This window comes from Phycicoccus sp. DTK01 (assembly GCF_017312765.1).
Taxonomy (GTDB): domain Bacteria; phylum Actinomycetota; class Actinomycetes; order Actinomycetales; family Dermatophilaceae; genus Phycicoccus; species Phycicoccus jejuensis.
Genome location: NZ_BOPU01000003.1, coordinates 106,812 through 126,682, shown reverse-complemented (window position 1 = coordinate 126,682; position 19,871 = coordinate 106,812). Strand labels below are relative to the sequence as shown.

General features: G+C 76.8%; 17 protein-coding genes. 4 read left to right on the top strand and 13 right to left on the bottom strand.

What is annotated here, in order from left to right; all coding sequences use genetic code 11:
• Positions 1–115 precede the first annotated feature (115 nt).
• Positions 116–1,279 carry an SIS domain-containing protein gene (locus tag J3473_RS08085; protein ID WP_030527618.1) on the bottom strand — a complete coding sequence of 388 codons (1,164 nt, stop codon included), beginning with the start codon at positions 1,277–1,279 and terminating at the stop codon, positions 116–118.
• 13 nt (positions 1,280–1,292) lie between these two features.
• Positions 1,293–1,499 carry a Trm112 family protein gene (locus J3473_RS08080; protein ID WP_030527619.1) on the bottom strand — a complete coding sequence of 69 codons (207 nt, stop codon included), beginning with the start codon at positions 1,497–1,499 and terminating at the stop codon, positions 1,293–1,295.
• Between the two features lie 192 nt (positions 1,500–1,691).
• Here J3473_RS08080 and J3473_RS08075 point away from each other — a divergent pair, with 192 nt between their 5' ends.
• Positions 1,692–4,709, top strand: coding sequence for a BTAD domain-containing putative transcriptional regulator (locus tag J3473_RS08075; protein ID WP_207022674.1), 3,018 nt, complete (start codon positions 1,692–1,694; stop codon positions 4,707–4,709).
• A gap of 23 nt (positions 4,710–4,732) precedes the next feature.
• Here J3473_RS08075 and J3473_RS08070 read toward each other — a convergent pair whose 3' ends face one another.
• From J3473_RS08070 to J3473_RS08050, 5 genes are all read right to left on the bottom strand, one after another.
• Positions 4,733–6,166 (bottom strand): phosphomannomutase/phosphoglucomutase, encoded by a 1,434-nt coding sequence (locus J3473_RS08070; protein ID WP_207022673.1) that lies wholly within the window; start codon positions 6,164–6,166, stop codon positions 4,733–4,735.
• Positions 6,167–6,215: 49 nt separating this feature from the next.
• Positions 6,216–7,853, bottom strand: a complete 1,638-nt coding sequence (locus J3473_RS08065; protein ID WP_030527622.1) for a pilus assembly protein TadG-related protein — start codon at positions 7,851–7,853, stop codon at positions 6,216–6,218.
• A complete protein-coding gene (locus tag J3473_RS08060) occupies positions 7,853–8,404 on the bottom strand; it encodes a TadE/TadG family type IV pilus assembly protein (RefSeq protein ID WP_051750352.1) in 552 nt (183 codons plus the stop codon). Before J3473_RS08060 ends, J3473_RS08065 begins: the two co-directional genes overlap by 1 nt.
• On the bottom strand, positions 8,404–9,003 hold the full coding sequence (locus tag J3473_RS08055; RefSeq protein WP_207022672.1) for a TadE/TadG family type IV pilus assembly protein: 600 nt from the start codon (positions 9,001–9,003) through the stop codon (positions 8,404–8,406). Before J3473_RS08055 ends, J3473_RS08060 begins: the two co-directional genes overlap by 1 nt.
• 155 nt (positions 9,004–9,158) lie before the next feature.
• The gene (locus J3473_RS08050; RefSeq protein WP_030527625.1) at positions 9,159–9,530 is read right to left on the bottom strand and encodes a DUF3499 domain-containing protein; all 372 of its coding nucleotides are present in this window, start codon (positions 9,528–9,530) and stop codon (positions 9,159–9,161) included.
• Positions 9,531–9,589: 59 nt separating this feature from the next.
• Here J3473_RS08050 and J3473_RS08045 point away from each other — a divergent pair, with 59 nt between their 5' ends.
• Positions 9,590–10,006 carry a metallopeptidase family protein gene (locus J3473_RS08045; protein WP_242525772.1) on the top strand — a complete coding sequence of 139 codons (417 nt, stop codon included), beginning with the start codon at positions 9,590–9,592 and terminating at the stop codon, positions 10,004–10,006.
• A gap of 4 nt (positions 10,007–10,010) precedes the next feature.
• On the opposite strand, the gene J3473_RS08040 is transcribed toward J3473_RS08045, so the two are convergent.
• Genes J3473_RS08040 through J3473_RS08030 form a run of 3 tightly spaced genes read right to left on the bottom strand, consistent with a single transcriptional unit; the run spans position 10,011 to position 14,906 of the window.
• Entirely contained in the window at positions 10,011–11,483 is a 1,473-nt protein-coding gene (locus tag J3473_RS08040; protein WP_207022671.1) for a DUF5719 family protein, read from the bottom strand.
• Complete coding sequence (locus J3473_RS08035) at positions 11,480–14,596, bottom strand: glycosyltransferase family 2 protein (RefSeq protein WP_207022670.1); 3,117 nt, start codon at positions 14,594–14,596, stop codon at positions 11,480–11,482. Before J3473_RS08035 ends, J3473_RS08040 begins: the two co-directional genes overlap by 4 nt.
• Before the next feature lie 34 nt (positions 14,597–14,630).
• Positions 14,631–14,906: a WhiB family transcriptional regulator gene (locus J3473_RS08030; protein WP_030527629.1), complete on the bottom strand. Its 276-nt coding sequence runs from the start codon at positions 14,904–14,906 to the stop codon at positions 14,631–14,633.
• Between the two features lie 247 nt (positions 14,907–15,153).
• Between J3473_RS08030 and cofD the strand changes: the two genes are divergently transcribed.
• Complete coding sequence (gene cofD, locus J3473_RS08025; RefSeq protein ID WP_030527630.1) at positions 15,154–16,128, top strand: 2-phospho-L-lactate transferase; 975 nt, start codon at positions 15,154–15,156, stop codon at positions 16,126–16,128.
• The gene (gene cofE, locus J3473_RS08020) at positions 16,125–17,180 is read left to right on the top strand and encodes a coenzyme F420-0:L-glutamate ligase (RefSeq protein WP_207022669.1); all 1,056 of its coding nucleotides are present in this window, start codon (positions 16,125–16,127) and stop codon (positions 17,178–17,180) included. Before cofD ends, cofE begins: the two co-directional genes overlap by 4 nt.
• Positions 17,181–17,195: 15 nt before the next feature.
• On the opposite strand, the gene J3473_RS08015 is transcribed toward cofE, so the two are convergent.
• From J3473_RS08015 to J3473_RS08005, 3 genes are read right to left on the bottom strand one after another with little or no spacing between them, the layout of a single operon-like run.
• Complete coding sequence (locus J3473_RS08015; RefSeq protein ID WP_207022668.1) at positions 17,196–18,131, bottom strand: DNA-3-methyladenine glycosylase; 936 nt, start codon at positions 18,129–18,131, stop codon at positions 17,196–17,198.
• Positions 18,131–18,937: a class I SAM-dependent methyltransferase gene (locus J3473_RS08010; protein WP_207022667.1), complete on the bottom strand. Its 807-nt coding sequence runs from the start codon at positions 18,935–18,937 to the stop codon at positions 18,131–18,133. Before J3473_RS08010 ends, J3473_RS08015 begins: the two co-directional genes overlap by 1 nt.
• Entirely contained in the window at positions 18,934–19,869 is a 936-nt protein-coding gene (locus J3473_RS08005) for a lysylphosphatidylglycerol synthase domain-containing protein (protein WP_207022666.1), read from the bottom strand. The genes J3473_RS08010 and J3473_RS08005 overlap by 4 nt, the downstream gene beginning before the upstream one ends.
• Between the last annotated feature and the right edge of the window lie 2 nt (positions 19,870–19,871).

Here is a 19,871-nt window from a genome sequence, read left to right as displayed (position 1 = left end):
TCCCTCCCCACCGTGCCGGACGGCCGCCACCCTAGGGGCGCCCGTCAGGCCGGCGAGGTGCCGCCGGGGCGGGCCCGGCCGAACGGACGAGTCGGTCCCGGCCCAGGAGGTGCGCTCAGGAGGTGCGGTCGCGCAGGTCCGTGACGTGCCGCGACACCGACGGGTCGAACCCGAGCCCGAGGGCGAGGTAGGTGGCCGCGAAGTCGGTGAGGGCGACGAGCGACGCCAGCCGCTCGAGCGGGTGGCCGGCGCGGGCCTCCTGCTGGAGGACGACCGCACCCGCGTCCTCGGCGGAGGCCACGACGGCGTCGGCGAGGCCGGCCGCGGCCGGGTCGAGGGTGGGGTCGCGCAGGACGAGCAGGCCGAGGCGGGGCATCGCGGGCCCGTCGAGGTAGGGGTCGGCGAAGATGTCGCGCCCGCCGCCCGCTCCCCCGCCGTCGCGGGCCCCGAGGCCCGCCGCGAAGGGCCCGTCCAGCGCGGCGACGGCGGCGCTCGCGGCGTCCGGCAGGCGGCCGTGCGTCGCCGGGACGCGGGCGGTGCGCGAGAGCATCTGCGCGGCCCGGCAGGCGGCGACCCCCGTGAGGGCGCCGTCGCCGAGGACGACCGGCACCGTGCCGTCGAGCGAGGTGGCGAGCACCTTGGCCGGGTTGACGAAGGCGTCGGACGACGGCCGGCACTCCTCGGCCACCTCGTCGAGGACCCGGGCGACCCGCTGCAGCGCGTCGTCCGGGGCGTCGGCGAGCCCGAGGCGGTCGGCGGCGACGAGGACGGGGACGAGCAGCGACCAGAGCGCCGTGCGCGAGGACGGCGCCGGCAGGGCGACCTCGACGTGGACGCCGCGGGCCCGGGCGGTGACGTCGGCCAGCGGCGAGTCGGCCGCCCCGACGGTGAGCAGCGACGCCCCGCGGCGGCCGGCCTCGGCCGCGAGGGCGAGCGGGCCGGCGGCGCGCCCGGACTGCGAGACGGCGACGACGAGGTCGAGGGGGCCGACCCAGCCGGGCAGCGGCCCGTCGGCGCGCAGCATCACCGGGACGGGTGAGCCGGGGTCGGTCAGGCAGTCGAGGACGTCGCCGACGACGGCCGAGCCGCCGAGGGCGGCGACGAGCACGGAGCGCGGGCGCTCACCACCGGCGACGCGCGCGATGCCCGCCTCCTCGGCGGACACGAGGGAGCGCCGTACCTGGGCCCCGGCCTGCGCGAGCGAGCGCAGCGTGTCGCGGGAGTCGAGCGCCGCGAGGGCCTCGACGTCGTCGAGCCGTGCCTCGTCGACCCACCCCATCGCGGCGTCCGCCTCAGGCCGGGTGCCGGGCCTCGTCGACGAGGAGCACCGGCACTCCCTCGTCGATGCGGTAGGCGAGGCCGCAGGCGCCGTTCGTGCAGACGAGCTCGGGACCGGAGGGACCGGTGTCGTCGCGCAGCTCGCTCCGGCACGCCGGGCAGCGCAGGATCTCGCGCAGCCAGGGCTCGAGGTGGGCGCTGGTGCCGGCCGGCTCGCTCATGGGGTCCTCTCCGGGGTGTCTGGACGTCGTCGCCGATCCTCCCACACCGGCGCACCGCCCGGCCCGGCCGCGCGGCGCGCCCGGGGACGACCGTGGCCGTCCCACGGTGTGTCCGGTGTTGTGACCTGCGGGGACGGTCTCTAGGGTCGGGAGGAGACGACGCCGCAGGGACGACGCGTGGGAGGAGGCGTTGTGTACCTGGAGGTCCTCGGACGGCTGCGCCTCACGGGCCCCTCGGGCCCGCTGCGCCTCACCGAGCTCGAGAGCGGCCTCCTCGCCCTCGCCGCCCTGCGCGACCAGGTCGACGTCGACTCCCTCGGCACCTGGCTCTGGGACGGTGAGCCGCCCGCGTCGGCCCGCAACCGGGTGCAGGCCCTCGTGTCGGGCATCCGCCGCAAGGCCGAGGGCATCCAGGTCCTCGTGACCGACGGTCGCGGCTACCGGCTGGCCGACCGCGTCGAGCGCGACGTCGCCGTGTGGGCCGACCGGCTGGCGGCGGCCCGGCGGGCGCGGGCCACCGACCCCGTGACGGCCCTCGAGCTCTACGACCGGGCCCTGGCGACCTTCGTGCACGAGCCCCTCCTCGGGCCCCCCGCCACCGCGGCCGTCGAGGTCGAGCGCAACCGGCTCGTCCAGGAGCGGCTCTCGGTGCTCGAGGAGCGCCACGAGACCGCCCTGCGCGCGGGGGTGCTCCAGGGCCTCGTCGCGGAGCTCGACGCACTCTCCGCGCGCCACCCCTTCCACGAGGGGTTCACCGCGCTGCTCGTCCAGGCGCTCGCGGCCACCGGCCAGCAGCGCCGCGCCCTGCAGGTCTTCCACGCGGCCCGCGAGCGGCTCGACCGCGAGCTCGGGGTGCGGCCCTCCGACGCCCTGGCCGGCGCGCTCCAGGCCGTGCTCACCGGCTCGCGCCGCCCGGCGTCCCGGCCGGGGTCGCTCCCCGCCGACGACGCGCCCGCGCCCCCCGCGGCGCTGCCGGTCCCCCGCACGCTCCCGCGGCGGCCCGACGTCGTCGTGGGCCGCGCGGCCGAGGTCGACCGGGTGCTGCGCGCCGCCGCCGGCCTCGAGCACGCCGCCGTCGTCGTGTCCGTCACCGGGCTGCCGGGCACCGGGAAGTCGACCCTGGCCCTCGAGGCCGGCCACGCGCTGCGCGACCGCTTCCCCGGCGGGACGCTCCACCACGACGGCGGCAACCTCCCGGGCGGCACCCCCGTCGAGACCCTCGTGACCACGTTCCTGCCCCTCCTCGGGGTCCACCCCGAGGGCGTCCCGGCGTCGACGCGGGCCCGGGTGGGGCTGCTGCGCTCGCTGCTCGACGCCCGGCGCGTCCTGCTCGTGCTCGACAACGTCGCCGGGGACGAGGACGTGGCGCGCCTGGCGGACCTGCTGCCCGCGGGCGCCGGCTCGATGGCCCTCATCACCTCGCGCCGTCCGCTCCCGGGGCTCGCGGCCGGGCACCACGTCCGCCTCGGCAGCCTCGACCCCGCGTCCTCCCGCCGCCTGCTCGAGGAGCTCGTCGGCACCCTGCGCACCGACGAGGCGCCCGAGGCCACCGACGAGGTGGTCCGGCTGACCGGGGGCCTGCCCCTCGCGCTCCGGCTCGCCGCCGGCCGGCTGGCGCAGCGCCCCGACCTCGGCTTCGACGACCTCGCCGCCCGGCTGCGCGGCAGCACCTCCTCGGGCCACGACCTCGCGGTGGTCCACGAGAGCCTCGAGGGGCTCGTCTCCGGTCTGCTCCCGCCGTCGCGGTCGGCGCTCGAGGCGCTGGCCCACCTGCCGGTCGACGCCTTCAGCGGCTGGGTCGTCGGCGGGGTGCTCGGCGACCCGACCGCGGGCGAGGCCGCCCTCGACGCGCTGCTGGAGGCCGGCCTCGTCGAGCCCGTCGTCCGCGAGGGGCACGACACGCAGTACCGCCTGCACGACCTCGTCCGCGCGCACGTGCGCCACACGACCCGGGGCGACCGCCCCGGAGGCGCCGGGCCGAGCCCGTCCGAGGTCGAGCTGCTGGGCTCGGCGGCGGTGGCCCGCGCGGACGCCTTCCTCGTCGACCGGCCCTACCGCCTGGTCCCGGTCCCGCAGCTCCCCGCTGCGGTCGCGCCTCCCGCCCCCGCCCCCGTGGTCCGCCGACGCTCGCGCCGCTTCTTCCGCACCGAGACACCCCTGTTCGTCGCGCTCTCGCGACGTCTCACGCCGGTCCGGTCGGACCTCGCGTGGCGCCTCCTCGCCCAGACCGCCCTGGGGACGGATGCCTCCAGCGACCTCCACGCGTGGTTCGAGGCCGACCGCGAGGTCCGGGGCGCCCTGGTCGGGGCCGACGACGACAGCCGTCTCGGGGTCGCCCACCTGCTGCTGTGCCGCGCCTGGCTCCTCCAGGACCGGCGCTCGGCGTCAGCGCAGGCGCGGGAGCTCGCGGAGGCCGCCCGGCGGCGTCTCCACCTGCTCGGGGCGCACGACGCCGCCGCTGCCGCCTCGATCGTCGCCGCGCTGGCCTCGGTGTCGCTGGGGCACCGGGCCGACGCGGAACGGGCGGTCCACGCCGCGGAGACGTCGATCGGTCGCGGCGGTGACGCGACGCTCGCGGGCTGGGCGGCCGTCGTCCGCGGGACCCTGCACAACGACTACGACGAGCTCGGCCCCGCTGCCCGGGAGTTCACCCGGGCCCGCCGGCTCCTCGAGGACTCGCCCCGCACCGTCGCCTACGCGCTCGCGACGCTCGAGCTCTCGCGGGTGCACCGCCGCACCGGGGAGCTCGGCCCCGCCGTGCTGCTCATCGACGAGGCGCTCGACCTGCTCGCGAGCATCGAGGCCGTCCACATGTACTCGTACGCCCTCGACGCCCGCGCCGAGGTGGCGCTCGCGAACGGCCGTCCGCAGGAAGCCCTCGACGACGCGCAGACGGCGCTCGACCGGGCGCTGACCTCGCACGACGCCTTCCTCGCGGCCCGGTCGCGCCGGACCCTGGCCCGCGCGCGGCTCGCCCTCGGCGACCTCGCCGGCGCGGAGTCCGACCTGCGCACCGTCATCGAGGAGTTCACGGCGCTCGAGAGACCGCTCAGCGTGGCCTTCGCCTACCAGGTCCTCGCCGACGTGCTCGACGCCACCGGCGACCGGGTCGGGGCCGGCGAGGCGCTCCGGCTCGAGGAGCAGGCGGTCCGACGGGCCACGCAGGCCCGGGTCGTGGCGCCGCGCCGCAGCAGCCCCGGCCCCGCCTGAGCCGGTCGCGCCGGCCCCGGCCGTCAGCCGGCGCGGACCACCGCGAGCACGGCGTCGCGCACCCGCGCCATCGTCGGGACGTCGGCGGCCTCGACGTTGAGGCGCAGCAGCGGCTCGGTGTTCGAGGCCCGCAGGTTGAGCCACCACATCGGGTCGCCGTCACCACCCCGGTGGGTCAGCGTCAGCCCGTCGAGCCGGTCGACCTCCACGCCCTCGGCCTCGCCCCACGCGAGCACCCGCTCCGTGGCCGCGGCCGCGTCGTCGACGGTCGAGTTGACCTCCCCCGAGGCGGAGTAGCGCGACAGGTCGGCCATGAGCACGCTGAGCGGCTGGTCCTGCTCCCCGAGGGCCGCGAGCGTGTGCAGCGCGGCGAGCATCCCGGTGTCGGCGAACCAGAAGTCGCGGAAGTAGTAGTGGGCGCTGTGCTCGCCGCCGAAGACCGCACCGTGCCGCGCCATCTCGGCCTTGATGAACGAGTGGCCGACGCGGGTGCGGACGGCCCGGGCCCCGGTGGCCGCGATGACCTCGGGCACCTGCGCCGAGGTGATGACGTTGTGCACGACCGCGACGTCGGCCGCGTCGGCCCCCTCGGCGACGGCGCGGGCCACCTCGCGGCGGGCGATGAGAGCGGTGATCGCGCTGGGGCTCACCGGCTCCCCGCGCTCGTCGACGACGAAGCAGCGGTCGGCGTCACCGTCGAACGCGAGCCCGAGGTCGGCGCCGTGCGCGACGACGGCGGCCTGGAGGTCGCGCAGGTTCTCGGGCTCGAGGGGGTTCGCCTCGTGGTTCGGGAAGGTGCCGTCGAGCTCGAAGTACAGCGGCTCGACCTCGACCGGCAGCGCCGGCAGGCCTGCCTGCGTGCCCAGCACGGCGGGCACGGTGAACCCGCCCATCCCGTTGCCCGCGTCGACGACGACGCGCAACGGCCGGATGCCGGAGAGGTCGACGAGCCCTCGCAGGAAGCCGGCGTAGTCGGCGAGGACGTCGCGCTCGGTGAGCGTCCCCTGCGGCCCGTCGGGGTCCGCGACCTCGCCGGCGAGGATGCGCTCGGCCAGCACGCGGACGTCGGCGAGGCCGGAGTCCTGCCCGACGGGCCGGGCGCCGCTGCGGCACAGCTTGATCCCGTTGTACTGCGCCGGGTTGTGGCTCGCGGTGAACATCGCGCCCGGCCGGTCGAGCGCCCCGCTCGCGTAGTAGAGGCCGTCGGTGCTGCACAGCCCGATGAGGACGACGTCGCGCCCCCGGCTGCGGACGCCCTCGGCGAAGGCCGTGACGAGCGCCGGCCCGCTGTCGCGCATGTCGTGGCCCACGACGCACGCCGGCGCGTCGTCCGCGGCGAGGACGACCTCGGCGAAGGCGGCCCCGAGGGCGCGCGCGACCTCCGGGTCGAGCTGGTCGGGGACGGTTCCGCGCACGTCGTAGGCCTTGACGAGGTCGCTGAGGGATCGCGTGGTCACGGCGCCCGAGCCTACGTGAGCACGCCCCGCGGGAAGGCCGCGGGCGAGGTCACTCCACCAGGCGGATGGGGTCGCCGTCGAGCGTGGCGCTCCACGACGTCGTGTCGGCGGGCTGCGAGCCCGCGCCGTAGTTGAACTCCAGGCGCACCCAGCACCCGCTCGACGAGGAGTCGGTGCACGAGTACGTCGACGGGATCGGGACCGTGATCGTCTGCCAGCGACCGTTGTAGATGCTGCTCACCGCGATGGTGCAGTCGACGAGGTTGCCGTTGGTGATGCCCTTGCCCTTGCAGCCGCTGAAGCTGCCGCCGGTCTCGCTCGGCGGCACCACCTTGACGGTGCTCCCGGCCACGGCGCCGTCACCGATGTCGAAGAGGTTGACGTTGAAGAACTGGCCGCTCGAGTTGCTCGGCACGCGGGCGAGGAAGAACTTCGAGGTGGTGCTCGGGATGTTGGCGTACAGGACCATCTGCGAGTAGCCCGCGACGGCGATGTTGTCCTTGTCGGAGCCGCCCGCGCCGTAGGCCCGCAGCGAGAACCGGTTGTGGCCGCTCTGGGTGTCGGTGCCGAGCCCGTTCGTGTGGACCTGGATGGAGTAGGTCCCCGGCTGGACCGTGCCCGGGATGGTGCACAGCGTGACCCAGCGACGGAAGGTCTCGGCGATCTCCGGGTTGGCGAGGTTCTGCGCCGAGTTCTTCTTGAGGGCGAGGGAGAGGTCCTCGTTGTAGCCGCCGAAGGTGCGCGGCTTGCAGCTCGCGGTGTTGAGGGTCGGCCACGCCGTCGGCTCCCAGGGGTTGCCGGCCGGTCCCTTGATGACGAACTCGGTCTTGGGCTTCGCGCCGGTGGTGAACGGCTGGTCGCCGGTGCACCACGGGGACGTGTTGCCCTTCGCGTACCGCTGCGCGGGGTTGCTGACGTAGGTGTCCGCCGCGGCCAGCGCCGCGGCCTGCGGCAGCTTCGCCGTCGAGAGGTCACAGAGGTCACCGACGGCGACGAAGGCCGGGTCGAAGGCCTGGATCGTCAGGTTGGTCACCGGCTGGCGGACGGTGACGGTGAAGACGTGCCCGTTGGGCTCGTAGTCGGCGTTGTCGCCGTTGGTGCAGCCGTCCGAGGTGGAGCTGGTGCAGTAGTCGTTCTGGAAGGCGTCGCCGCTCTGCTTGTTGGCCGGGATGCTGCCGACGTTGGCCCAGAAGGCGCCGGTGTTGTCGCAGTTGCTGCTGGCGGTCGAGCCGACCTCGGGGTCGTCCCCGAAGTGGTTGCAGGGGCTGCCGAGCGGCACCGGCCCGGCGAACTCCGCCGTCGCGTGGCGCGACACCTTCGTCGCCCCCAGCCCGAGGAAGCCACCGAAGAAGTTGGTGACGGTCGAGTCGACGTCGACGCGCAGGCGGGTCGAGCCACCGGCCAGCGACGGGGAGACCACGGCCCGGTTGACCCCGTTGGTGAACCCGTTGGTGGCGGCGTAGCGCTGCGCCTCCGCGTAGGCGCCGTACCGGTCGTCGGGGAGCTTGGTGACGCCGGCGAGCGCGGCGGCGTCGGCGGCCCGCTGGGCGCGCTGGCCCTCGAGGTACCAGTGGCCGACGTCGACCGCGAAGGCCGAGAACCCGAGCAGGACGATGAGCATGAGCCCCGAGACGACGGCGACGTAGCCGCGCTCGTCGCGCTGACGTCGGCGCAGCGGCCGGGACATCACTCGCACCCCTGCGTCTGGGGCATGGGCTCGAAGCGCAGCACGGCCGACTCCTCGATGGTGATGGAGCTGAAGACGAACTTCGTGAACGCGTTGTGCCGCGTCTTGAGGTACACCCCGATGCGGTCGGGTGGGTTGTAGGAGCACGCCTTCTGGTTGATGGCCGCCCAGTTGGAGTAGGTCGGTGCGAAGCGGGTGCCGTTCCAGCGGAACTTGACGCAGGTCGTGCACCCGCCGGCGAAGCTGCTCGTGCCGGCCGGGTACTGGTTGGCGGTGTTCGCCTTGTAGACCCAGAGCTCCTGCACCTGGCCGCGGTTGAAGGCCGTGCCCTCGGCCGCGACGCTGTCGGCGGCGTCCTGGGCGTAGGTGCTGATCCGCGGCTCGGCCGACGCGGTGCGCACGCCGGCCCGCACGGCGTCCGCGACGGAGAGGTAGTCCTTGAAGAACATCCCGAACTCGATGATGCCGACGACGAGGAGGATGAACATCGGCGTGACGAGCGCCGCCTCGACCGCCACCGCACCGCGCTCGCCGCGCGGCCGTCGGCGCATCACGGCCCCGTCCCGATGCACGGCTGCGTCGAGGGGATCTGCTCCAGGCGCATGACGACGTCCTCGGTGATCAGCGCGTTGTTGGCGAACATCACCGACGCCTTGTGCCGGTAGACGACCCGCACCCCGACGCTGTCGACGGCGACGAGCGCGCCCGAGCAGGCGTTGCGGGTGGGCCACGTCCCGGTCCCGGCGCTCGGCGTGCCGGGACCGGTGAGGGTGAACTTCACGCAGTTGACGGCGCACACCGCCGGCGTCGCGAGGACCGAGGTCGTGCCGACGTTGGCCTTGTAGACCCAGATCTCCGTGACGTCCTGCCAGCGCAGGTCGGTGAGCGCCGAGGCGGCCTGCGTGGCCGCGGAGCGCGTGAACGTCGCGTTGAGGGGGTCGGCGGACGCCATCCGGGCCCCGGCCCGCGCGCCCGTCGAGACCGAGTAGGCGTCCTTGAAGTACATCGACAGGTCGATGACGCCGGCGAGGATGGCGAAGAGGAAGAGGAAGACGATGGCGGCCTCGAGGGCGACCGCACCGCGCTCGTCCCGGGCGTCGGGGCCCGGTCCGGGGCAGCCTCGAGCGAGGCGGAGGCGCGGGCGTGCCACAGAGGGCCCCTTTCCCTGCGAGCGGTGTGGGCGCTGCCGACGCTAGGCGCGCTCGGCGGCGACCGGAACGGCTCCGGGGGCGGGAGGGGCCGAACGGCCGAGGAGGTCGGACCGGCCGGGTGAGGACGCGGCGCGCACCGGCGTCCCCGAGCGGCTCAGGCCTCGGCGCTGCCCCGCAGCATCCGCAGGTGGCCGCGCCGCGCGACCTCACCGGTGACGGGCGCCTCAGGGGTCACCGGGGCGGCCGCGGGCCGCGGACGACCGGCCTCCCGGACCGCGTCGGCCAGGGCGAGGAGGTCGTCCGACGACGGCTCGGGGTCGGGGTACTCCGTGGCCAGGCGCAGGACCTCCCAGCCCCGGGGGGCGGTGAGGCGGGTCGCGTGCTCGGCGCACAGGTCGTAGGTGTGCGGCTCGGCGTAGGTGGCGAGCGGGCCGAGGACGGCGGCGCGGTCGGAGTAGGCGTAGGTGAGCGTCGCGACCGCCGGCTGGCGGCAGCCGGTCTTCGTGCACTTCCGCGACAGGTTCACACCGAGACTCTAACCGTGCCTGCCACCCGCCCGCGGAGGCACGCCGTAGCATCGACCGGGTGAGCCCACGCCGCCGCGACCGCCACGGGCGGGGCCCCCGGGGCCCCCTCGCCTGGCCGACCGTCCCCGTGATGGCCAGCCGCCGCGAGCGCTTCGACGACCTCGTCCTCGACGCCGCGGACCGCCTGCGCCCCCACCTGGGGAACCGCTACGCGGGAACGGAGTTCGCGGTGCAGGAGGTCCCCCCGACCGACCCCGCGCCGTGGGACGAGCAGGTGGCCCCGCTCGGCCGGCTCCTGCGGGCCACGGCCGCGCGCACCGACCGCGTCGTCGTCTACCGCCGACCCGTCGAGGCCCGGGCCCACGACGACCTCGAGCTCGCCGACATCGTGCGCGAGGTCGTCACCGAGCAGGTGGCGGCGCTCCTCGGCGTGCCGGCGCACGAGCTCGACCCGGAGGTCGACCCCGACGCCTGACCGGTCAGGGCAGCGGGAAGGCGCGGCTGACGGGTGAGGTGACGTCGGTCGGCGCCAGGGGCACCTCCGAGAGCAGCTGCTGGGCGCCGGAGCCGGAGGTCGACACCACGCCGCCGCGCAGCGCCCCGGACCCGTCCGTCCGCTCGACCCAGACCGACGCGGCGCCGGCGAGGTCGACGTCGGCGGACCGGTCGGCGAGGAGCGAGACGGTCCGGGTGCGCGACTCGCCGTCGACGACGACGGTGACGTCGGCGGTGCTCGCGCCGCCGGTGCTCACGAGGTGCAGGGTGCGGGACACCCCGGGCGTCGGCGGCAGGGCCAGTCCCGCGACCTCGTCGACGACCGGCCCCGAGACCGCCCAGCCGATGTCGCCGGCGCCCTCCGGGTCCCCGACCCGGGTGAGCACCCCGGCGACGACCGGCACGTCGGAGCGGACGACCACCGCGTACGTGCCCGCCGGCACCGCCGGCAGGGGCAGCTCGGCCACGCCCTCGGCGCCGACGGTGAGGACGGTGTCGGCGCTCGTCGTCACGGGCCCGTCACGGCCGAGGAGGGTGACGCTGGCCACCGCCTCGTCCCCGCCGGGGGTGGCGACGCGCAGCGTGGCCCGGCCCCCGAGCAGCGCGGCGGGCACGACCTGCACGGTCGAGGGGTCGGCCGTGGGCACGGTGGTCTCGGCGCCGAGCGCGGTCGTCCCCTCGATCCACGTGTCGGACAGGAAGGCCGTGAGCCCGCCACCATCGGCGACGACGTGCACGGCGGGGGTCTTCTCGTCCGCGGCGACGGCGTCGAGGAGGAGGGTCGTGCGACCGCCCGGGGGCACCGTCTCGGTGCGTGCCGGGCCGACCGGCCCGTCGGCGCCGTGGACGGTGACGTCGGCGGTCACGGGGTTGCCGCCGGGGTTGGCGAGGACGAGCCGCTCGAGGCGCCCGGGTCCGGCGCCGCCGCCGAGCAGCCAGAGGTCCGTGGCGGCGGTGCGGCACGGCGTGGTCACCAGGCCGCGCAGGTCGGCGCTGGCGCTCGACCACTCCTGCGTCGCGGTGACCGCCGGCGCGAGCGAGCCCTGGGCCCGCAGGGCCACGGGACCGCTGCGGGGCAGGGCGCCGGTGCTGCGCGAGGAGCGTCCCGAGAGGGTCGCGATCGGGACCGACCCGCCGGTCGCGCGGGCGCTGCCGGCCCCGGTCGCGGGCACGGGCAGCAGCTCGGCCGGTCCCGCGACGGCGCTCACCCGGCCCGCGGGGCGGACGTCGGCGACGCCGGCGACGCCGGTCAGCTCGGGCCCGGGGCACATCGCGTCGACGCTCGTCGCGAGGCTGGTCGGGGCGACGGGGGCCTCGGCGACCCCGCTGGCCTGCGCGAGGTCGAGCGTGTCCGGACGCGCCGTGGCGCCCCACACGAGGCCGGCCGCTGCCCCGGCCGCGAGCAGGACGCGCACCGTGCCGGGGACGGCGGGGCGCAGCGCCGAGAGGCGGCTCATCGCTCCCCCACCCGGCTCTCGCGCCGGCCGAAGGGCACGGCGAGGAAGGCGAGCACGGCGACCGCGAGCAGCTGCCCGAGGTGCCACCAGCGTTGCGGGTCGGTGAGGGTGATGGTCAGCTCCCCGCGGCCGGCCGGCAGGTCGTAGGTGGGGGTCGGCTCGCCGTCGACCGCGGTGAGGACGCGGCCGTCGACCTCGACGACCGCGTGCTCGGCCCAGCCGGTCGGCTCGGCGACGACGAGGCGGCTGCCCTTCGGGGCGTCGAGCGTCGTCACGGTCGCGCCGTGGGCGCCGGTGGCGACGACGAGGCGGACGTCGTCGGGGGTCTCCATCCGCAGCCGCGGCGGCGCGACGAGGGCCTCCGAGTCGGTGCCGGAGGGGCTGAGCCGCCACAGCTCCCAGCCCGCCCGCGGCGAGATCCGCTGGAGGCCGTCGGTGGCGTCGAGGCGGCGCGCGACCTCCGGGACCTGCTCGCCCCGGACCGCGAGGAGGTCGGCCGCGGTGTCGCGGACGAGGGCCTCGCTGCCGGGGACGGCCCCGAGGAGGGCGGTGACGTCGCCGGAGACGGCGGCGTCGGCGGAGGAGGCGACGGGCAGGCCGCGCACGAGCGTGGCGTCCTCACGGCCGACGAAGCGGTAGCCGGCCCCGCGGTCGCCCGGCACGACGAAGAGCGAGCGGGTCGCGAAGGCTCCCTCGGACTGGTCGACGGCCACGGCGGGGCGGGGGTCGCTCCAGGGGCCGAGGAGGCGCCCCAGCCCGCCGGCGACGAGCCCACCGGCCAGGAGCGCGACCGTCGCGACGCCGGCCCCGAGGACCGTCCAGGCCCCGGCCCGGCGCGCACCCTGCAGGCCGCGCAGCGGCAGGCCGTCGAGGCCGCGGACGAGCGCGAGGACCAGCACGAGGACGAGCGGCAGCAGCAGCGTCCCGGCCCACGGGGTGATGGGCTGCCCCGCGGCCGGCAGCCCGGCGGGGACCGTGCCCAGCCGCACCCGGGGCGCGGCGAGGGCCACCGCGAGCAGCAGCGGGACGAGCAGCGCGAGCGTGGCGGCGCCACCGCGGCGGCGCCGGCCGGCCCCGAGGGCGAGCACCGCGACGGCGACGAAGGGGGCGGCCGTCCACCACAGGGGGGCGCCGGCGCCGCCGGCGTCGAGCAGGGCGGTGCGCCACGCGGGGAGCGGCTCCCCGCCCCACGCGGCGAGCCCGGAGCCGGCCACGACGGCCGGCCACGAGACGGCGCCGGCCGCGGCCACCCACGGCGCGAGCACCGCCGCCGGGACGAGTGCCGTGACGAGCGCCGCGGTGCGCGAGCCCCGGCGCACGAGCGCGAGGACGAGCGCGGCGAGCACCCCGAGCGCGGCGAGCACCGGCGCGAACGCGCCGAGGACGACGAGCGCGAGCGCCGTGGCGAAGGCGCTCGTGGCGGTGGCACGGCGGGCGGCGAGCAGGGCCAGCCCACCGGCGACCGCCGGGAGGAGGACGAGGGCGACGGCGGCGCCGAGCCGGCCCTGGGCGACGCCCGCCGCGGCGGGGCCGGAGGTGGCCCAGGCCAGCGCGCCGAGGGTCCGCAGCCAGCGCCGGGAGGTGACCGGGCGCAGCATCAGGTAGGCGGAGAGGGCGCCGAGCGGCATCGCGAGGAGCAGGACGAGGCCGACGACGAGCCCGGCGGGCGAGGCGGGCACGGGGACCATCGGCAGGTGCGCGACGAGCCACGCGGGCCCGGCGAGCAGCGCCGCGGCCGGGCCGGCCTGGTCGGGGCCGCCGAGGCCGCTGCCGCTCCAGCCGTCGCGCCAGGAGTGCCACAGGCCGGCTGCGGTCGCCCGGGCGCCGACGAGCTCGCCACCGGACAGCCCGGAGCCCAGGCCGGTGACGACGCCGAGACCGAGGGTGCGCCCGGCCGCCACGGTGACGGCCAGTGCGGCGAGGACGGCGACGACGGCCGGGTGGCGCAGGACGCGGACCAGCCACGAGCGGGGGTTGAGGTCGGCGGCGGCGTCCCCGATGGGGGCCTGTGGCGGGAGCAGGGCGTGGTGGACGCTGTCGCCCCACGAGGTGAGGACGGCCCGCCGCGGCTCGAAGACCGCGGCGAGGTCGCGGCGCCGGACCGCGGCGCGGTGGCGGGTGCGCCACTTCGAGCGCAGGCCGCGCACCGGGTCGAGCGAGGTGAGGGCGCCGAGCTCGGCCCACGCGCTGCGCGGCCGCTTGAGGAGCAGCAGCCCGACGGCGGCGACGACGGAGGTCAGGGCCACCCAGACGACGAGGACCGGCGACCACCACCAGGGCGCGCGGGCCAGCGCGACGCGGCGGGCCGCGCGGCGGCGGGCGGCGGTGGAGGCGGTGGCGACCGCGACGCCGGGGGCCGAGCGCATCCGGGAGGTGGGGACGACGACGACCCGGCGGCCGCTCAGCTGGGCGCGCCAGCCGAGGTCGAGGTCGGCCCCGACGTCACCGAACGAGGTCTCCCAGCCGCGCAGGTCGACGAGGAGCTCGCGCTCGACGAGGGATCCGGCGAACGGGACGGCGAGGACGTCGCTCGTCGTGTCGTACTGTCCCTGGTCGGGCTCGCCGGGCAGCGGGCGCGCGAGCAGGCGCCCGCCGCGGGTCGTGCGGATGGACAGCGCGCGCAGGCGGTGCGGCGCCTCGGCGTCGACGTGCTTGGGGCCGACGATGCCGGTCGAGGGCGAGCGGCGCCAGGCGTCGACGAGGCGGACGAGGGCCGCGGGCTCGGGGGTGGTCCCCACCGGCAGCAGCCAGAGCAGGTGCGAGCGGTCGCCGAGGGTGTCGAGGACGGCGCGGTGCACGACCCGGCGCACGGGCGCCCGGCCGTCGGCGGCGACGACCCGGACCGCGACGTCGTGGCGCGAGCGCAGCCGGTCGACGAGGGAGGTGACCGTGACGTCGCCGACGCCGTCGGGGTCGGGGACGGAGGCGCCGCCCGTGCGGTCGACGAGGAGGACGTCGTCCGGGCGCTGGGTCTGCGCGAGGAGGGCGTCGAGGAGGCGGCCGAGACCCGAGGGGTCGCGGTGGGTCACGACGACCGCCGTGACGACGGGGCGCACCGCACCGGCGCCGGCGGGCGGGGCGGTGTCCACGGGACGGGGTGGGGCGAGCGTCATCCGAGCGGGGCCTGCGACGAGGGGAGACCCCTCGTCAGACGGCGCGCTTCTTCAGCTTGCGGCGTTCGCGCTCGGACAGGCCGCCCCAGATGCCGAAGCGCTCGTCGTTGCCGAGCGCGTACTCGAGGCACTCGGAGCGCACCTCGCACGAGACGCAGACCTTCTTGGCCTCGCGGGTGGAGCCGCCCTTCTCGGGGAAGAACGCCTCGGGGTCGGTCTGGGCGCAGAGCGACCGCTCCTGCCACGACAGGGCCCCCTCGTCCGGCTCCGGTGAGCCGAGCATCCCCTCGACCAGAAAGAGCTCGTGCATCATGCTTCCTCCTCGACCTCGACCCGTGCACCCCGGCCGGTCACCCCGGAGTACATGCATGGAATTACACGCGTGTCATGCCACGCACGTCAAGCCAAACGGTGTTATCGAGTGGATTTCCCGTGATCCGGTGCCTGTGGTACGGGAGTGACGCGGCGAAAGGCGCGTGACGTCCGCGACCGCCCCGTGCACGACCGGTCGTGGTCCGCCGCCGGTCCGGCGGCGACGGGCTGAGAGACTGGCGCCCATGCGCATCACGGCTCTCGCCGGTGGCGTCGGCGGGGCCCGGTTCGTCCGGGGCCTGCGGCACCACCTCGACACCACCCCCGGCCTCGAGGACACCGAGGTCACCGTCGTCGCCAACACCGGGGACGACATCACCCTCTTCGGGCTGCGGGTCTCCCCCGACGTCGACACCCTCCTCTACACGCTCGGCGGCGGCATCGACGAGGCGCAGGGGTGGGGACGCGCCGACGAGAGCCACCGCGTGCAGTCCGAGCTCGCCGCCTACGGTGCGCAGCCGCAGTGGTTCGCGCTCGGCGACCGCGACTTCGGGACGCACGTCGTCCGCTCGCAGTGGCTGGGCCAGGGCCTGAGCCTGTCCGAGGTCACCGCGCGGCTCGCCGCGCGCTGGGGGCTGCCCGAGCAGCGCATCACGCTCCTGCCGATGACCGACACCCCGGTCGAGACGCACGTCGTCGTCGACGAGGGTGACGGCGAGCGCGCGATCCACTTCCAGGAGTGGTGGGTCCGCCACCAGGCGTCGGTGCCGGCTCGCCGCTTCGTCGTCGCGGGGCTGGACCGCGCCGCGGCCGCGCCGGGGGTCCTCGACGCCATCCGGCAGGCCGACGTCGTGCTCTTGCCGCCGAGCAACCCCGTGGTCTCGATCGGCATCGTCCTCGGCGTGCCCGGTGTGCGGGACGCCCTGCGCGGCACCACCGCCCCCGTCGTCGGCGTCTCGCCGCTCATCTCCGGCCGCCCCGTGCGGGGTCACGCCGACGCGTGCCTCGAGGCCATCGGCGTGCCGGCCACCGCCGCGGCCGTCGGCGGCCTCTACGAGGACTTCCTCGACGCCTGGCTCGTCGACCCCGCCGACGCCGGCACCACGCTGGCCCGTGCGCGGGTCGAGGTCTTCGACGGGCCGCTCCTCATGTCCGACGTCGACGCGACGGCGCGCATCGCGGCGCACGCGCTGCGGCTCGCGTCCTCGGTCACGGCGTGAGCGAGGGGGCCGTCGAGGTCCACCCGCTCGCCGGGCTCCCCGAGGTCCGGGCGGGTGACGACCTCGCGGCGCTGCTCCTCGCGGCGCTCGCGGCGTCCGGGCTGGTGCTGTCGGACGGTGACTGCCTCGTCGTCTCGAGCAAGGTCGTCTCCAAGGCCACCGGCCTGACGTGGCCCGGTGAGCGGGCCGACGCGGTCGCCGCGCACACCCGGCGGGTCGTCGCCGAGCGGGCCGGGGCCACCGGGGTCACCCGGGTCGTCGAGTCCGCGGCCGGGCCGGTCATGGCGGCGGCCGGGGTGGACGCCTCCAACACCGGGCCGACCGGTGCGGTGCTGCTGCTCCCGGAGCAGCCGGACGCCGAGGCGACCCGGCTCCGCGACGCGCTGCTCGCGGCGGCCGGTGGCACCCTCCCCCGACGCGCGCTGGGGATCGTATTGTCCGACACCGCCGGTCGCCCGTGGCGCGCCGGCCAGACGGACTTCGCGCTCGGCGCGGCCGGCCTCGCCGTCCTCGACGACCTGCGCGGCGGGGTCGACCACGACGGCCGCCCGCTCGCCGTCACGGCCCGCGCGGTGGCCGACGAGGTCGCCGCGGCCGCGGACCTCGTCAAGGGCAAGGCCGACGGCGTGCCCGCGGCGCTCGTGCGCGGGCTCCCGGCCTCGTGGTTCACGGCGGCCGGCGACGGCGCTGAGGCACTCGTCCGCACCGGCCCGGGCGACTGGTTCGCCCTCGGCCACGTCGAGGCCGTGCGGGCCGCGCTGGGGGTCGCCCCCGGGTCGCGCGACTCCACGGACGTCGGGCTGCGCTCCGTCGCACCGGAGCCGCTCGCCGACCGGGTCGGTCGCGTCGTGGCGCTCGCGCTGCACGACGTCGAGGACGGCTCGGCCGACGTCGACGTCACCGACGAGGCCGCGGAGCTCGTCCTCGCCGCGCCCGACCCCTACGACCTCGGCCGGCTGGTCACCCGCGCGCAGGTCGCCGCGGCGAGCGAGGACCTGCGCGCCGAGGTCGTCGCCCGCGGCCCGTCCTCGACCACCCTGCGCCTCACCTGACGACGCCCGCCCCGCTCAGCGGCCCCTGGTGGGCAGGTGGGTCGGCAGCGTCATCCGCGGCCCACGGCGCGGCCGGTGGTGGCCGCCGAGCTCGAGGAGGCGCTGGACCCGGTAGCGGTGCCCGCGCCACGGCTCGAGCAGCTCGGCGAGGGCGTCGTCGTCCTGCGGGGTGCCGGTCAGCGCCCAGGTCATGTCCTTGGCGACGTGGTAGTCGCCGAAGCTCACCTCGTCCGGCAGGCCGAGCGCCCGTTGCGCGACCTCGGCCCACGTCCACCGGCCGATGCCCGGCAGCGCCGTGATGCGGGCGCGCGCCGCCTCGACCGGCATCCCGACGCACTCCTCGAGCCGGCCGGCGTAGCGGACGGCCGCCGAGACCGTCCGCGAGCGCTGGGGGTCGACGCCGGCGGCCAGCCACTCCCACGACGGCACCGACGCCCAGCCGGCCGGCGTCGGGGCGACGGCCAGGCCCAGCTCCTCACCCGGGCCGGGCGCAGGCTCACCGAAGCGGCGGACCAGCCGGCGGTACCCCGCGAAGGCCTCCTTGCCGGTGACCTTCTGCTCGATGACCGACGGCACGAGGTTCTGCACGACCAGGCCCGAGCGGGGCACGCGCCACCCGGGCCGGCGTCGCCACTCCTGCGCGACGAGCGGGTGGAGCGAGGCGTCGAAGCCCGCCACGTCGTCGTCCTCGCCGAGCAGCGCCGGCACCTGCTCGAGCATCCAGCCCGCGCCGCTCCCCCACGCCCGCGCGGTCACCTCGTCGGACGCGCCGCCGGGAGCGGTGAGCCGCAGCGTGACCGGGCCGTCGGGGGTGCGCCAGGCGAACCACCAGCCTCCGTCGTCGCGACGGCTCGTGGGGTCGCCCCCACCGCGCCGGAAGATGCCGACGACCGCACCGAGCGGCACCGGCCGTGCGGTGCGCACGACCCGGAGCGCGCCCTCGGCAGACATCAGCCCACGTGGCGCGGCGCCACGCGCAGCGGGGGTCCGGCCGGCCGCGCGGCGCCCTTGAAGGCCGCCCAGACGTACGTGGGGACCAGCGGCAGGGCGGCGGCGAGGACGGGCTCGGGCACACGGGCGGCCCATCCGGGCACGTTGTCGCCGGCGGAGAAGGCAGCGGGGTCGGCGAGGACCGGCAGTGTGTAGTCCCAGACGTCGTAGGCCGCGAAGAGGCGGCGCAGCCCGGCCGGCGAGTAGTAGTGCTCGTAGTACGTCTCGCCCTTGCCGGTGAGGCGCATGTAGCGGTCGGCGGCCCGCTGCGGCAGCCAGGAGAGGAACGGCAGCCGGTGGTGCGGCTCGACGACCTGCCAGCGGTGCCCGATGCCGAGGTAGAGCAGCCCGCCGGGACGCAGCACGCGGTGGATGTCGGCGACGACCGCCTCGGGGTCGACGACGTGCTCGTAGATGTGGTTGAGGACGACGACGTCGACCGAGCCGTCGTCGAACGGCAGGTCCTCGCCGCGCGCGAGGCGGAAGTCGACGCGCTCGCCGAAGCGGGCGCGCGCCTTCTCGAGGCCCGGCTCGTCGATGTCGACGCCGCTCGTCGTGGCGCCGGCCAGCGCCAGCTCGTCGGCGATGAAGCCGGCCGAGCAGCCGACGTCGACGGCGCTCAGGCCCTCGAGCGTGTCGACCCCGAGGGCGTGCCGGACGACGGCGATCAGCTTGGCCGCCTTCTGGCGGCGCGCCTGCTCGTCGAGCATCTTCGCCATGGACTCCGAGTAGGCGAGCTGCTCCTCGCGCTCCGGTCGCTCGCTCATCCCGCAGATCCTAGGAGGTGCTGCCGACGTCCCCACGCCCAGCCGCCGCCCGCGACGAGGAGGTCGGCCACGATGGCGAGGAAGCGAGCCACGACGACGACCGCCGTCGCGGCCGACAGGGGCATGAAGGTGACGAGGAGGAGGGCCAGCACGCCGTCGCGCACCCCGACCCCCGCCGGGACGAGCACGGACAGCTGGCCGGCGGCCGACGCGAGGGCGAAGCCGCACACGCCGGCGACGGCGAGGTCGGTGAGCGAGGCCGCGGGCTGGAGGGAGCGGACGAGCACCGCGACCCCGACGCCGGCCGAGACCCACGCGCCCGTGAACCACGCGGCCGTGGCGAGGACGGCCCGGCCCCCGAGCCCGTGCTCGAGCGGCTCGCGGCGCAGCACCCGCAGGCCGAGCGCGACCATCGCGTTGAGCAGGCGCGGCCAGAACAGCACGGCGCCGACGACCACCGCCGCGACGACGACCCAGGCCGTGACGGGCGAGCTGCCGCGCGCGAGCAGGCGCGGCAGGGCGACCACCCCGAGGAGGCTGCCGCAGAGGATGGCCAGCCCGATGGAGAGCAGGCCGGTGACGGCCATCCGGCGGCGCGGCACCCCGAGCTTGGCCCCCATCTCGGCCTGCGCGAGGACGGTCCACACCGACCCCGGCACGTACTTGCCGAGCTGGCCGACGAAGAAGACGCTCGCCGCCGGGGCGAGCGGCAGCCGCGTGCCGAGGTCGGCGAGGAGGATGCGCCAGCCGACGAGCGTGCACAGCGGCGCCCCGAGCGTGAGGACGAGCGCGAGCACGATGGCGGGTGCGCTCATCCGGCCGAGCTCGCGGGAGACCTCGTCCCAGCTGCCGGCCAGCGCCCAGACGACGGCGGCGAGGACGAGGACGAGCAGGCCGTAGCGGACGACGACGAGGACGCGCGCGCGGTTCACGG

Coding starts and splice junctions, on each gene's coding strand:
- J3473_RS08085 (WP_030527618.1), bottom strand. CDS start 1,279: ATGGGGTGGGTCGACGAGGCACGGCTCGACGACGTCGAGGCCCTCGCG.
- J3473_RS08080 (WP_030527619.1), bottom strand. CDS start 1,499: ATGAGCGAGCCGGCCGGCACCAGCGCCCACCTCGAGCCCTGGCTGCGC.
- J3473_RS08065 (WP_030527622.1), bottom strand. CDS start 7,853: ATGTCCCGGCCGCTGCGCCGACGTCAGCGCGACGAGCGCGGCTACGTC.
- J3473_RS08060 (WP_051750352.1), bottom strand. CDS start 8,404: ATGCGCCGACGGCCGCGCGGCGAGCGCGGTGCGGTGGCGGTCGAGGCG.
- J3473_RS08040 (WP_207022671.1), bottom strand. CDS start 11,483: ATGAGCCGCCTCTCGGCGCTGCGCCCCGCCGTCCCCGGCACGGTGCGC.
- J3473_RS08035 (WP_207022670.1), bottom strand. CDS start 14,596: ATGACGCTCGCCCCACCCCGTCCCGTGGACACCGCCCCGCCCGCCGGC.
- J3473_RS08030 (WP_030527629.1), bottom strand. CDS start 14,906: ATGCACGAGCTCTTTCTGGTCGAGGGGATGCTCGGCTCACCGGAGCCG.
- cofD (WP_030527630.1), top strand. CDS start 15,154: ATGCGCATCACGGCTCTCGCCGGTGGCGTCGGCGGGGCCCGGTTCGTC.
- J3473_RS08015 (WP_207022668.1), bottom strand. CDS start 18,131: ATGTCTGCCGAGGGCGCGCTCCGGGTCGTGCGCACCGCACGGCCGGTG.
- J3473_RS08010 (WP_207022667.1), bottom strand. CDS start 18,937: ATGAGCGAGCGACCGGAGCGCGAGGAGCAGCTCGCCTACTCGGAGTCC.